Source organism: Aphanothece hegewaldii CCALA 016, assembly GCF_003007785.1.
Taxonomy (GTDB): Bacteria; Cyanobacteriota; Cyanobacteriia; order Cyanobacteriales; family Microcystaceae; genus Chroococcus; species Chroococcus hegewaldii.
In genome coordinates this window covers 69900-81816 of the sequence record NZ_PXOH01000012.1, presented here as the reverse complement: position 1 = coordinate 81816, position 11917 = coordinate 69900, and the positions used below count along the sequence as shown (strand labels likewise).

Genomic DNA, 11917 nt, shown 5'->3' with positions numbered 1-11917 from the left:
CGAGACTCTAGAAATAAACATCCATTTCAGAACGTCCAGTTATTTTTAACCAGTTTTGCGCTTCTAAATAGTTATTTGGTGCGAGACGTACTGCTTGTTTCCAATATTCGGCCGCTTTATCAAATAAAGCTTCTGCTTCATCATTTTGGCCGTTTTCTTTAGCTTTTTCGCCTTGATAATGGTAAATTACCGCAATATTATTAAAAGCAGAACTATATCTAGGATTAAGTTCGGCCGCCTGCTCATAATATTCTAGAGCCTTTTCGTGTTCCCCATTACTGGCGTGAATTAGCCCAATATTGAATAAAATATAACTGCGATCGTTTGCATCTTCTTCTAGCGTCAGGGCTTCGTGATAGTTTTCTAACGCTTCAGCATATTCCCCCTCAGCTTGAGCGGACATTCCATCTCGGTAGTAAACAAATGCTTCTTTTGCTTTTTTATTGACTGGCAGAGCTTTTAAAATAATATCTGCCATTACTGTAAAAGATTTATCGATAAAATTATCGTTGCGTTGAGTTCTTGGCATAGTACAACATTAAAGAGGATGACTAACTTTTAAAATCCTAGCGTTTTTTCGAGTGCTTAGAATTCAAAATTTTCTTGGGTACTACCTTGATGAACTGTTTTAACCCATTTTAGTCGTTTAGGCCGAACCGACATTCGAGCCGTAATACTAGGGATAATAACAAACCAGTGCATCATATACACAGTCCCTTTAAAAGTAACCCAAGCAATATTCATCAAGTTTGCAAAACTTAACTTTTCTTCTGCTTTAATACGTCTTAGTCCAGTTGACATCCCCAAAAATGAGAAAAATAATAGCAGCCCCGTAACAGGAGTCAATAAAGGGGGTCGATGGCGCGTTATAACCATAAATAGATCGGGTATTGCTGCCGTCGGGAGAATATATTGCAGAAAGAGAAAATAGAGCAAATCCATTTTTTTCTTGAGTCCCATCGGTGCATTAATCATCCATCGCCAGTAGTCCATATAACGCTGATAACCACCTTCTGCCCAACGGTTGCGTTGATGCCAAAGGGCGAGAGCATTTGTCACCCCTTCTTCACCCACCGCAGGAGTCATCAAAATTCCGATTTTCCAATCATCCAAATGTAACCTAATCGTTAAATCTAAATCATCGGTAATGGTTTGTTCATTCCAACCGCCACAACTTATCGTAGCGGTTCGACGGACAAACTGACCATTTCCTCGTAGTTCACCCATACCACCAATGGCGATACGCTGTTGTTGGTAGTAGCTATCCACAGCCATTTCGGCCATTTGTCCTTTAGTCCAAAAGTTTACGCCGTCGTTGGTGATGGCTTTGCGAACTTGTATTGCTCCCATACGGGGCGCTTCAAACATAGGAACAACGCTTCTGAGGAGATCTGCACTAATAAGAGCATCGGCATCAAAAACCCCAATGATATCGCCTTTGGTGAGCCGTAGAACTTGATTTAATGCGCCAGACTTACCCCCCCCTGCATTCGCTGGCCGATGGATTACATTTAACTGAGGGTATTGCTCAACCAGTTGATCTAAAATAACTGGTGTTTTATCGGTACTAGCATCATCGATCATCCACACGTCATATTTGTCTGATGGATAATCTAAATTACATAATGAAGCAACCAGACGGCTAATAACCGCTTCTTCGTTTTTGGCGGCGACAAGAATAGAAACATGAGGCGCGGTGAGCAAAGCTTCATCAGATAAAGGTGTTGGAGTTGCTTCGGGTTTGGCTAACATTAACCGTAGCCCTTGAATGACTATAATTGCAGTTAAAGCAAGAACTACCCACATCCCCCAATTAACGAGATGTAGTGCGATCGTCACAGTCCAAATCGTGATTAGCACAAAAGCTGCTTTTTGTCTACGCCCTGCTAAACCTTGAAAAAAATCACTTCTAAACTCTTCTTCGTCTTCTTCTGGATCTGTCCATTCTGATAGTAGAGAGCTAATGGGATCGAGTTCCTCAGAAGATTCGTCTGACCAATAGTTTTTTGTCATAATGATTTAAAATGCTGATCACGATTGCTGTGACTAAAATTATTAATTGTTTTATTTTAGCTAATGTTGTTCAAGTTTTTGGCGATTTTATTCGGTTATTTGGGTAAAAACAGGATAGATTTTTCTTAAATAAAAGATTAATCTCATTCAAGGCGAAGTTTTTTAGACATCAACAAATTAATTATTATAAGGATTAGATAATGTTAACGATCGCCATCATATCAGGGTTGATTCTTGTTTCAATTCTTTGGGTAGAAATCATCAGAGATAGTTATCATGCTCTGTCCCATCATTGGACACCCTTATATCGTCTTCATATTTGGCATCATAAGGTATTCCGTCCCGACTTAACCGCAGCCAGTGAGGAGATTTATCGTCAAGCTCATTGGTATAATGATGTTCCTGAAGCTTTGGTGATGTTACTTCTTAGTTTCGTTCCTCTGTGGTTGGGTTATTTGTTTAATTGGCCGTTTTATTGGGTGACAAGTGTAGGATCGCTTTATACAGCTTTTTTTCTCGTTTGTGCGATCGCTAGAGGTTTCGGTGTTTCTGGTATAGATGAACTAACGGATATTACACATCGTCCTGGTCAATTTGAAAGTTTACCCGCAGAATGGTTTATTAATCGTACCTATCATTGGCGACACCATTTCGATGACCAAAAAGCTTATTATAGTGGTACTTTTGCACTGGTTGATAAAATTTTGGGAACAGCACTATCACTCAAAGGAAAAACGATCGCTATTACGGGAGCATCGGGAACACTAGGATTAGCATTATTGAAACATCTTCATCTAACAGGCGCTAAAGTCATTGCTTTATCTTCTAAAAGTGAGCCCATAAAACTCGAAATTAATGGACAAAATTTACCGATAAAAACCATTACTTGGCAAGTTGGACAAGAAAACGAATTAAAAGAGCTTTTAGAATCTGTTGATATTTTAATTATCAATCATGGAATTAATGTAAATGGCGCAAGAACACCCGAAGCTATTGCCAAATCATATGAAGTTAACGCCTTTTCTTGTTGGCAACTTATGGAACTTTTTTTTACGACCGTTCGTACTAATAAAGATATTGCTTGTAAAGAAGTTTGGCTCAATACCTCAGAAGCAGAAGTTAACCCCGCATTTAGTCCCTTATATGAACTTAGTAAGCGTGCCATAGGAGATATTATTACTTTGCGTCGTTTGGATGCGCCCTGTGTCGTTCGTAAACTCATTCTTGGCCCCTTTAAAAGTAATCTTAATCCCGTTGGTGTCATGTCTGCTGATTGGGTTACCCAACAAATTATTAGACAAGCTAAAGCCGATTTTCGTAATATAATTGTTACAATTAATCCAATCACCTTTATCGCGTTTCCTATTAAAGAGTTTTTTGTTTCTCAGTACTTTAAATTATTTAGTAAAAAAGTTGGATAAATATTTCTGTGTTTGTCAAGATAATTGTAGGGGTTTGGTCTCCAAACCCTTCATTGAATTTTCTTAAATATAACCTATGCTAATAGAAATCATCATTAATCGGATTACAGCAGCTATCACCACAGGATTAGATATCAAAGATTGGCTGATTATTGTAAGCATCTTATTGATTTATGCAGCTATTTCAATTCCGATGGGATTAAAAACAGGATGTTTAATAATAACACCTCTACCTAAAGGATGGCCTAAAAAAATCCTTAGTATGATTCGTGTTTTGATTATTCCTGTCATTCCCGAAGAATTACTATTTAGAGTAATCTTACTTCCTCATCCTTTCATCGAAAAAGCATCAGAAATGCAATGGATGATCATAGCAATTCTTGTTTTAGCTGTATTTATTTTCTATCATCCTGTTTTAGCCCTAACCGTTTTTCCTCCTGGATATCCAACATTTTTAGACCCAATTTTCTTAGCATATGCGGGACTTTTAGGATTAGCTTGTACCATTGCTTATCGTATCACGGGCTCATTTTGGGGAATTGCTTTTATTCACTGGCTCATTGATTGGCTATGGATTTATTATTTAGGTGGTAGAACTAAACTCGCCAAATACGATTTATTGTGAAATTATAGAAGAAAAATTGCATAACTTATTTAATTTTTGAAAATTCAATAAGATTTTAATTAATTAATGCCGAGAAAAAAACGTCCTAGAGAACACATTATTGCTGATCTCAGTACTAATCATGTTGAACGATACATTTTCTTGTGCGGTTATTCGGTTGAACGAGTAGAATGTGATTATGGCTTTGATTTAATTCTTTTTACCTATGACGACAATGGAGAGATAGAAAATGGTCAAGTTTTTGTACAGCTTAAAGCTACAGACTGTATCAAAACGCTTTGGGATAATCAAACTATCGTTTTTTCTCTGAATCGTTCAGATTTGGAACTTTGGTTATATGAGCCAATGCCTGTGATATTAGTTGTATTTGATGCTCAGACAAATCAAGCTTATTGGTTATATATTCAAAATTACTTTGAAAAAATCAAAGATTTTAATTTACAAAATATTGGAGAAACAGTTACAGTTCGTATTCCTAAATCTAATTTTATTAATGAAGATGCTATTAGAAAATTTGCTAGTTATCGAGATAGGGTTCTTGAGCAAACTAAGGAGATAATTAAACATGAAGAATAAAAATATTATTTACAATCAGTTAGAAGAACTTTTATTTAGTTTAGGATTTATTCCAGTTGAAACAAAAGGTAATCATAAAGTCTATAGTCATCCTAATTCCAAGGCTTTAATTCTTTTACCTAATTACCAATCTACAGACAGACTTAATCTTGTCCACTATTTAGCAATACGTCGCACTCTTAAAGAGTATGATTTAATGGATGAAATGACTTATGAAAATTGGTTTGACACCAAAATCAAAATATATCAGAATCAATGAGAGAAAAGTTTATTGTAAGAGGATAAATTTTTATAGATTCACTCAATGATTATAGCCAGACTCTTACTTTAAACGAATAGTTCATAATTAAAAATTATTATTTACTTAACTACACTCCTATGTCATTTGTTGGATTACACATACACAGTGATTACAGTTTGCTTGATGGCGCTTCACAGTTACCGCAATTAGTAGATCGCGCTGTTGAATTGGGAATGAAAGCGATCGCCGTTACGGATCATGGGGTAATGTATGGTGCGATCGAATTAATTAAAACTTGCCATAAGAAAAATATTAAACCTATTATTGGCAATGAAATGTACGTGATCAATGGTGACATTGAAGTTCAACAAAAAAGCCCTAAAGAAGGGGGACAAAAAATCCGTAAATATCATCAAGTTGTTTTAGCAAAAAATACGCAAGGCTATAAAAATTTAGTCAAATTAACTTCTATTTCTCATCTTAAAGGAATGCAGGGTAAAGGAATTTTTGCTCGTCCCTGTATTAATAAAGAATTACTCGAAAAATATCACGAAGGATTAATCGTTACCAGTGCTTGTTTAGGTGGCGAAATTCCACAAGCGATTCTAGCAGGAGATAGAGCAAGAGCAAAAGAAGTGGCTAAATGGTATAAAAAAGTATTTGGTGATGATTATTATTTAGAAATTCAAGATCATGGCTATCCCGAAGATAGAATTGTTAATGTAGAAATTGCCAAATTAGCCAAAGAATTAAATATTAAAATAGTCGCCACTAATGATTCTCATTTTACATCTTGTTACGATGTAGAAGCTCATGACGCATTATTATGTATTCAAACAGGGAAACTAATTACAGAAGAAAAACGCCTTAGATATAGTGGAAATGAATATCTAAAATCAGCCGACGAAATGCGGTTATTATTCCGCGATCATTTATCGAGAGAAATTATCGAATCAGCAATTAATAATACAGTAGAAGTTGCCGAAAAAGTAGAACCATATCATATTATGGGTGAACCTCGTTTGCCTAATTATCCTGTTCCTCCTATACATACTGCTGATAGTTATTTAGAAGAAATTACTTGGCAAGGATTACTAGAAAGATTAAAATATCGCTCTCGTTCAGAAATCGATCCTGTTTATAAACAGCGTTTAGAATATGAATTAAAAATGCTCCAAAAAATGGGATTTTCTACCTATTTTTTAGTGGTTTGGGATTATATAAAATACGCAAGAGATAATAATATTCCCGTTGGTCCCGGAAGAGGATCGGCGGCGGGATCTTTAGTTGCTTATTGCCTAAAAATTACTAATATTGATCCCGTTCATCACGGTTTATTATTTGAACGTTTTTTAAATCCTGAACGTCAATCAATGCCAGATGTTGATACAGATTTTTGTATTGAAAGACGCGATGAAATGATTCAATATGTCACCGATAAATATGGTGAAGCGAACGTTGCTCAGATTATTACATTTAACCGACTCACTTCAAAAGCAGTTCTTAAAGATGTAGCTAGGGTATTAGATATTCCCTACGCTGAATCAGACAAAATGGCGAAACTTATTCCAGTTTCAAGAGGAAAACCAACCCCTTTAGCTGTGATGATTTCTGATCAAACTCCTGAACCAGAATTTAAACATAGATATGATAATGAGTCTTGGGTTAAACACTGGTTAGATATGGCCATCAGAATTGAAGGAACTAACAAAACCTTTGGGGTTCATGCTGCGGGTGTAGTAATTTCTTCTCAGCCTTTAGATGAAATTGTACCGCTACAAAAGAATAATGATGGTGCTGTGATTACTCAATATTATATGGAGGATTTAGAACCACTAGGTCTATTAAAAATGGACTTTTTGGGACTAAAAAACCTAACAACACTGCAAAAAGCAATCGAATTTATCAAACAAAATAAGAATCCTGATCTAGATTTAGATAAAATTCCTTTAGAAGAAAGAAAAGCAATGAAAATTTTATCTAAAGGAGATGTCAAAAAATTTCCACCCGATATTCAAAAAACCTATAACTTATTAGAAAAAGGAGATTTAGAAGGAATCTTTCAACTAGAATCTCAAGGAATGCGTCAAATTGTCCAAGAATTAAAACCCTCTGGTATTGAAGATATTTCCTCGATTTTAGCTCTCTATCGACCAGGTCCATTAGATGCCGGTCTTATTCCTATATTTATTGCTCGAAAACATGGTAAAGAACCGATTCATTATCAACACACTCTCTTAGAACCGATCTTAGAAGAAACTTACGCAGTCCTTGTCTATCAAGAACAAATCATGAAAATGGCGCAAGATTTAGCAGGTTATTCTCTAGGAGAAGCTGACTTATTGCGTCGTGCGATGGGGAAGAAAAAAACGTCAGAGATGCAGAAACATCGAGAGACATTTATTGATGGTTCGATGAAAAATGGTGTAGAGCGAAAAACAGCCGAAAATTTATTCGATCAAATGGTTAATTTTGCTGAATATTGCCTCAGTTATGATACTCAAATTTTAACCGTTGAATATGGATTAATGCCGATTGGTAAAATTGTCACTGAACAAATCGAGTGTAAAGTTTATACAGTCGATCCTAATGGCTATGTATATACCCAAGCGATCGCACAATGGCACAACCGAGGAGTACAAGAAGTCTTTGAATATACCCTCGAAGATGGTTCAATCATTAAAGCCACCAAAGATCACAAATTTATGACGACAGATGGGACAATGTGTCCGATCAACGAAATATTTGAGAAAGGACTAGATTTAAAACAGATTAATATTAGACTCTAGGCGAGCCACATCACATCATTGCTAAAGTGGCAGTCCCTCGATTTGGGATTTAGGAAAAGACCCTAAAGCTTTTTTTAAACGGAGAGGGAGGGATTCGAACCCTCGAGGGGATTGCTCCCCTAACAACTTAGCAGGCTGCCGCTTTCGACCACTCAGCCACCTCTCCAAAATTGCAGAATTTAATTATAGCACATTTTAATAATTTGTCGCTAGGGGTAAAAATTTTTTCTTACGTTAAATATTGCAACACATTCTCTAATCAGGTTAACGCAAGGATTTAAACTCCATAACTGAAAGTTTGGAGATGGGAACGGCGGCTATAATGTCGGACGCTCTCTGTTTTTCAACATCGGTGCTTTATAAATCGTGGACAGGGGTTGTGTGTTATAATTTGTCAATCTTGACCACTTCTTCCAAGGCGAAAATCAAGTCAAACGGGACGTGTTGCAAGAAAAAGTATGGGTCTTGGGAACCATGACTCATGCCTGCGGAGGGAAGGTAAGACTCGCTGTCTTTTAGGATAGAAAGCGCATCCCGTTGAAACAGGAAGCCCACGCTATATGCGTAGCAAAGCGCGATGGGTAGTTCACGATTAGATACTTAAATACAGCCTTTTTTTAAGGAGAACTCAATGTACACATTATTAGTAGCGGCTGCTTCTTCTGTTCCCCGTACTGTAGAATGGAGTCCAAAAATCGCTATCGTCATGATTATTTGCAATATTATAGCGATCGCTTTTGGTAAAGCTACCATTCAAAGACAAAAAGACGGCCCTCAGTTACCTTCCCCTGAAATGTTCGGTGGTATGAGCTTAGGTGCTTTACTAGGAACCACTAGCTTTGGTCACGTTTTGGGCGCAGGAACTATTCTAGGTCTATCCCGACTCGGTGTGCTATAAGATTTTGTAGAGACGCGTCATGGCTCGTCTCTACGTCTCTAACTGTTGAAATAATTTTTTCACTTTGGCTAAATCTTTATCACCTGGCGATCGCTCCACACCACTCGATAGATCAATTCCATCTGGAGAAATTAAACCCAGAGCCTCATTAATATTATCGGGTGTTAAACCGCCAGCCAGCAACCAGGGAATAGGCGGCGTAAAACTGGCTAATCTGTCCCAATCTAAGGTTTTACCCGTACCACCGAGCATAGATGGATGATAAGCGTCTAAAAGCAAAGTATCAACACAATTAAAATATGCTTGTGACTCGACTAAAGCATCCGTCGTTTTAATTCGCAGTGCTTTAATAATTTCTATATTCGGTAAACATTGTTTGAGAAAAACGCAAAACTCAGGAGATTCATCACCATGTAATTGTACACCTGTTAAATGAGTCTGTGAGACCGTCTGAAGGATTAAATCAGCCGACGCATTCGCAAATACCCCAATCTGATTAACCGTATTGGGAAGGCGTTCAATGAGCATTTTTAGTTGATTGGGTGATACATAACGGGGTGAGGTTGGCACACAAATAAATCCTAAAGCTGTTGCGCCAAAATCAGCGATCGCTTTTCCCTGTTCTATCTGAGTAATTCCACAAATCTTAATTCTCATTTATCCTTAATTCGTGTAGCAAAACGTAATCAAAACCGCGAAAGGCGTTCATCGCAGGCACTGCCTTCGCAAGGCAGTATACCGATGAATGTTAAGTATTCAAACAAAATCTATTTTAGGGGTGAGAGCTATTTATAATGCCTCTTGTTAATATCATTATCAAAAAGTTGATCAACAATAGGAGACAAAAATAATGTTTACTTCTACTTTAATCTTAGCAGCCCAGTCGACCACACCTCATACCGTCACTTGGAGTCCTTCAACCGCATTGATCATGATTTTTTGTAATGCACTAGCGATCGTCATTGGATACTATGCGATTCAAAACCCCGGAAAAGGGCCCGGTTTACCCATTCCTCAGTTAGCCTCTCGTAAAAGTTTTGGTGTTCCCGAACTCTTAGCTACAGCTAGTTTCGGGCATATTTTGGGCGCGGGAATGATTTTAGGATTGTCTAATGCAGGAATCCTTTAGAATAGTTATTAGTAGTTAACTGTTGAGCCATTTCAGATGTTGAGCGAGTAAGTTTTCTAAATTATACTTTTGTACAATTGTTTGTCTTGCTCGTTCTCTAATTTCTGCCATCCGATCCCGATGAGCAAAAATTTCATCTACTCGATCTGCGATCGCTGTCGGTGAAAAAAAGTCAACTAATAAACCATTTTTGCCGTTTTTAATCACTTCTTTTACGGGTGCAGTATTTGAGCCTAAAATTAGACATCCGGTTGCCATCGCTTCAAGCATTGACCAAGATAAAACAAAGGGATAAGTTAAATAAATATGGATCGATGACGCTTGTAAAACCTGTAGATAATCGCCATAGGGTAACAATCCCGTAAAATGTAAACGAGATAAATCTAAGGGTAAAGTTTCTAACATCAATTGTTTATAAGTTTTGCCATCGGGAAGTTGTTTTCCATAGGCAACTCGATCATTTCCCACAACTACTATATGACAATTCGGACGACGTTTTTGTATGAGGGAAACGGCTTCCATAAATTGCGGAAACCCTCGATAAGGTTCCATCCCTCGCGCTACATAAGTAATAATTTCATCAACTCCCGATAAATCTAAATTAATCCCACTTAAAATAAGTTTACTATTTGGTATTGGTTGAAAATAGTTCGTATCAACACCATCATGAAGGACTTTAATTTTAGATTGTAATTCTTTGGGAAATTGTTGTTTTTGCCACAGAGTTGGGGAAAGTGCGCGATCGCAACTCGCCAAATCTAACAAAATTGCCGCGTTTTTAATCCTAATTCTCGCTTCGGCATCCGCATCAAGGGGATCATCTGGGTTAAAATCTGCATCAGAGCCATGAGCATGATAAAACCATTCAAAATAAGCGTAATATTTGGATTTTGGAAAAACATCTTTAATAAATAATCCAGGTCCCCAACCTGAATGAGCATAGACAACATCTGGATAAAAACCCTGTTTTTTTAAGTCTACAGCCATACGGTATACGGCTTGACCTTGAATTACAGCACCTTCTAGATTTCGGACATACTGATGTGTTTGGGGCGCAGGTTCACGGGTGGGCTGATAAATAACTTTATTAACTCCGGCGATTTGTCCTTGTTGACTCGTTGTCCCGAAAACAACTTGATTTTTGGGATTTTGTCCTAGTACCGTCGCTAAATGACGAAATTGTGCTGGAAAATTGGGATGTAAAAATAAAATACGCATCGGCTAAATTTTTTAAAAAGTTAGGGTAGGCAAAATCCTACCCTTAATCATCATGATCATAATTGATCCGATAAAAATTAAGCGATTCTACAAGAATCTCGATAACACCAGCGTAAAAGTGTTAAACCAGCGATAAACTTGATTGCTTCTAATACCCAATATCCCTCATGCAGATAAATCATCCCTGTTGGCATGGTTTGAACCGTGTCAAAGGCATTTAAGCTGAGTCCTAAGCCACTCATTTGAGGCGTAAGAATATAGGTATAAATTAGGGGAATGACGAATAAAACACCCGCTAAAGCGATCAACCAAGTTTGACGTAAATGAATTAAAGTATGATTGCGAGAAAAAATTAAAAAACCACTCAAAATAGTAGCAGCACAGACTAATTCAATACGATTAAAAATACCAAAAAGTGAATAACCTGCACTAGCAAAACCGTTTTGCGCCATCATTCCTGAAGCCGATAAGCTAGGCATAATTACTAAGTCTAAAATCAGACTTGCACTCAACCAAAACCCTAACGTAAACATGACTAGAGTTGGCCAGTCAATGCTTTTATCATTGCGTGTAGAAATACTATTCATCGGCATAATTCCTCTTTCTATACCGTCCTACTTTTATTCTACAAGCAAATGACTAATGGGTGAATTCGTGAGATCTCACCCAGTTGTATTCGTTAGCAAACCTTTACAATTGAAAAATTGTTGCTTTGATTAACTAAAACGATTGTCCGCTAAAGGTTGGAACACTACTAAATTTTTTTGAATCTTCTCGATCGTCAAAAATTGTTAAATTAGCAGGCTTACAACGCTTAATAGAAACTTTGATATTTTTCGCCCCTTCGCTTTGTAAGTCTTCGACATATCCGACTTGGGCGGCCGTTGCTTCCGCTTTTTGCAAAAATGGGCCGAAATAGTATGTACACCGTGGGTTTTCGGTTGTTATTTCTACCCAAAAGGCAAGTCCGACGATATCCAATAGCTTAAGCAGTAGTTCTTTCATCC

13 protein-coding genes and 1 tRNA gene are annotated in these 11917 nt (G+C 37.2%); 7 read left to right on the top strand and 7 right to left on the bottom strand.

Features of this window, described 5'->3' with window-relative positions; all coding sequences use genetic code 11:
• Nucleotides 1-7: 7 nt before the first annotated feature.
• Together C7H19_RS12645 and C7H19_RS12640 are read right to left on the bottom strand one after the other, a co-directional pair.
• Nucleotides 8-529, bottom strand: coding sequence for a photosystem I assembly protein Ycf3 (locus C7H19_RS12645; protein ID WP_106457243.1), 522 nt, complete (start codon nucleotides 527-529; stop codon nucleotides 8-10).
• Nucleotides 530-585: 56 nt separating this feature from the next.
• The gene (locus C7H19_RS12640; protein ID WP_106457242.1) at nucleotides 586-2013 is read right to left on the bottom strand and encodes a glycosyltransferase family 2 protein; all 1428 of its coding nucleotides are present in this window, start codon (nucleotides 2011-2013) and stop codon (nucleotides 586-588) included.
• Nucleotides 2014-2213: 200 nt separating this feature from the next.
• Here C7H19_RS12640 and C7H19_RS12635 point away from each other — a divergent pair, with 200 nt between their 5' ends.
• From C7H19_RS12635 to C7H19_RS12615, 5 genes are all read left to right on the top strand, one after another.
• Nucleotides 2214-3434, top strand: coding sequence for a bifunctional sterol desaturase/short chain dehydrogenase (locus C7H19_RS12635; protein WP_106457241.1), 1221 nt, complete (start codon nucleotides 2214-2216; stop codon nucleotides 3432-3434).
• Between the two features lie 76 nt (nucleotides 3435-3510).
• A complete protein-coding gene (locus C7H19_RS12630; RefSeq protein WP_106457240.1) occupies nucleotides 3511-4059 on the top strand; it encodes a CPBP family glutamic-type intramembrane protease in 549 nt (182 codons plus the stop codon).
• Between the two features lie 66 nt (nucleotides 4060-4125).
• Nucleotides 4126-4635, top strand: coding sequence for a DUF4365 domain-containing protein (locus C7H19_RS12625; RefSeq protein ID WP_106457239.1), 510 nt, complete (start codon nucleotides 4126-4128; stop codon nucleotides 4633-4635).
• Nucleotides 4625-4894, top strand: a complete 270-nt coding sequence (locus C7H19_RS12620; protein WP_106457238.1) for a type II toxin-antitoxin system HicA family toxin — start codon at nucleotides 4625-4627, stop codon at nucleotides 4892-4894. Before C7H19_RS12625 ends, C7H19_RS12620 begins: the two co-directional genes overlap by 11 nt.
• A gap of 119 nt (nucleotides 4895-5013) precedes the next feature.
• Nucleotides 5014-7665, top strand: coding sequence for a DNA polymerase III subunit alpha (locus tag C7H19_RS12615; RefSeq protein ID WP_106457237.1), 2652 nt, complete (start codon nucleotides 5014-5016; stop codon nucleotides 7663-7665).
• Nucleotides 7666-7744: 79 nt separating this feature from the next.
• Here the strand turns inward: C7H19_RS12615 and C7H19_RS12610 are convergent.
• Nucleotides 7745-7831 (bottom strand) — tRNA-Ser (locus C7H19_RS12610).
• A 465-nt stretch (nucleotides 7832-8296) separates the two neighbouring features.
• Between C7H19_RS12610 and psaK (C7H19_RS12605) the strand changes: the two genes are divergently transcribed.
• Entirely contained in the window at nucleotides 8297-8563 is a 267-nt protein-coding gene (gene psaK / locus C7H19_RS12605; RefSeq protein ID WP_106457236.1) for a photosystem I reaction center subunit PsaK, read from the top strand.
• 30 nt (nucleotides 8564-8593) lie between these two features.
• On the opposite strand, the gene C7H19_RS12600 is transcribed toward psaK (C7H19_RS12605), so the two are convergent.
• The gene (locus tag C7H19_RS12600; protein ID WP_106457235.1) at nucleotides 8594-9220 is read right to left on the bottom strand and encodes a phosphoribosylanthranilate isomerase; all 627 of its coding nucleotides are present in this window, start codon (nucleotides 9218-9220) and stop codon (nucleotides 8594-8596) included.
• Between the two features lie 193 nt (nucleotides 9221-9413).
• Between C7H19_RS12600 and psaK (C7H19_RS12595) the strand changes: the two genes are divergently transcribed.
• Nucleotides 9414-9692 (top strand): photosystem I reaction center subunit PsaK, encoded by a 279-nt coding sequence (gene psaK, locus C7H19_RS12595; RefSeq protein WP_106457234.1) that lies wholly within the window; start codon nucleotides 9414-9416, stop codon nucleotides 9690-9692.
• A gap of 15 nt (nucleotides 9693-9707) precedes the next feature.
• Here psaK (C7H19_RS12595) and C7H19_RS12590 read toward each other — a convergent pair whose 3' ends face one another.
• The 3 genes from C7H19_RS12590 to C7H19_RS12580 form a co-directional block, all read right to left on the bottom strand.
• On the bottom strand, nucleotides 9708-10910 hold the full coding sequence (locus C7H19_RS12590) for a glycosyltransferase family 4 protein (RefSeq protein ID WP_106457233.1): 1203 nt from the start codon (nucleotides 10908-10910) through the stop codon (nucleotides 9708-9710).
• 77 nt (nucleotides 10911-10987) lie between these two features.
• Nucleotides 10988-11497, bottom strand: coding sequence for a hypothetical protein (locus C7H19_RS12585; protein ID WP_106457232.1), 510 nt, complete (start codon nucleotides 11495-11497; stop codon nucleotides 10988-10990).
• A gap of 133 nt (nucleotides 11498-11630) precedes the next feature.
• Entirely contained in the window at nucleotides 11631-11915 is a 285-nt protein-coding gene (locus C7H19_RS12580; protein WP_106457231.1) for a DUF1816 domain-containing protein, read from the bottom strand.
• Nucleotides 11916-11917: the final 2 nt, after the last annotated feature.

What these genes read in the sequence shown, in the direction of transcription:
- C7H19_RS12645 (WP_106457243.1), bottom strand. Translation starts at nt 529, where the DNA reads ATGCCAAGAACTCAACGCAACGATAATTTTATCGATAAATCTTTTACA.
- C7H19_RS12640 (WP_106457242.1), bottom strand. Translation starts at nt 2,013, where the DNA reads ATGACAAAAAACTATTGGTCAGACGAATCTTCTGAGGAACTCGATCCC.
- C7H19_RS12635 (WP_106457241.1), top strand. Translation starts at nt 2,214, where the DNA reads ATGTTAACGATCGCCATCATATCAGGGTTGATTCTTGTTTCAATTCTT.
- C7H19_RS12630 (WP_106457240.1), top strand. Translation starts at nt 3,511, where the DNA reads ATGCTAATAGAAATCATCATTAATCGGATTACAGCAGCTATCACCACA.
- C7H19_RS12625 (WP_106457239.1), top strand. Translation starts at nt 4,126, where the DNA reads ATGCCGAGAAAAAAACGTCCTAGAGAACACATTATTGCTGATCTCAGT.
- C7H19_RS12620 (WP_106457238.1), top strand. Translation starts at nt 4,625, where the DNA reads ATGAAGAATAAAAATATTATTTACAATCAGTTAGAAGAACTTTTATTT.
- C7H19_RS12615 (WP_106457237.1), top strand. Translation starts at nt 5,014, where the DNA reads ATGTCATTTGTTGGATTACACATACACAGTGATTACAGTTTGCTTGAT.
- psaK (WP_106457236.1), top strand. Translation starts at nt 8,297, where the DNA reads ATGTACACATTATTAGTAGCGGCTGCTTCTTCTGTTCCCCGTACTGTA.
- C7H19_RS12600 (WP_106457235.1), bottom strand. Translation starts at nt 9,220, where the DNA reads ATGAGAATTAAGATTTGTGGAATTACTCAGATAGAACAGGGAAAAGCG.
- psaK (WP_106457234.1), top strand. Translation starts at nt 9,414, where the DNA reads ATGTTTACTTCTACTTTAATCTTAGCAGCCCAGTCGACCACACCTCAT.
- C7H19_RS12590 (WP_106457233.1), bottom strand. Translation starts at nt 10,910, where the DNA reads ATGCGTATTTTATTTTTACATCCCAATTTTCCAGCACAATTTCGTCAT.
- C7H19_RS12585 (WP_106457232.1), bottom strand. Translation starts at nt 11,497, where the DNA reads ATGAATAGTATTTCTACACGCAATGATAAAAGCATTGACTGGCCAACT.
- C7H19_RS12580 (WP_106457231.1), bottom strand. Translation starts at nt 11,915, where the DNA reads ATGAAAGAACTACTGCTTAAGCTATTGGATATCGTCGGACTTGCCTTT.